The sequence below is a fragment of the Neobacillus drentensis genome (assembly GCF_036962765.1).
Lineage (GTDB): Bacteria > Bacillota > Bacilli > Bacillales > Cytobacillaceae > Neobacillus > Neobacillus drentensis_C.
In genome coordinates this window covers 450-869 of record NZ_JBALOS010000423.1, presented here as the reverse complement: position 1 = coordinate 869, position 420 = coordinate 450, and the positions used below count along the sequence as shown (strand labels likewise).

At 35.7% G+C, this 420-nt stretch carries 1 pseudogene; it reads right to left on the bottom strand.

Annotated features, from left to right (window positions below):
* Positions 1-235 precede the first annotated feature (235 nt).
* Positions 236-420, bottom strand: a pseudogene (locus V7137_RS30320) (hypothetical protein); the annotation flags it as partial.

The following is a 420-nucleotide window of genomic DNA, read 5'->3' as shown; positions in this document are numbered from 1 at the left end:
TTGTTCCACTAACGAAGCAGGATAGTTAAATAAGAGGGATAATTTGCAACTTTGAAAAACAAAGTCGGAAACTGACTTTTTAGTAAGTGAAAACAAAGTTGGCTACTCCACCTAAAAATCCTGTTTAACCGATGTATATTACCCTATCAAATAAAATTAAATTAATCGATTTAAATTTGGTATTTGGTTCCCATCCTTTTTTAGTTCCTGACTTTTTCATTCTGTTATCCCTTCACTATTCCTCTTTGCTTCCTCCGTAAATAAGATGACCATCTGCTCCATAAACTGTTATATCCGCTGGATTAATCATTTCATCTTTAGAAGTAATATACCAAACCCACAACGCAGCCGTACCTGAACCTCCGCTCATACCAGCCAAGTCGTCCCGAACATAAAATTTATTTGGCTGTATATTGCCTT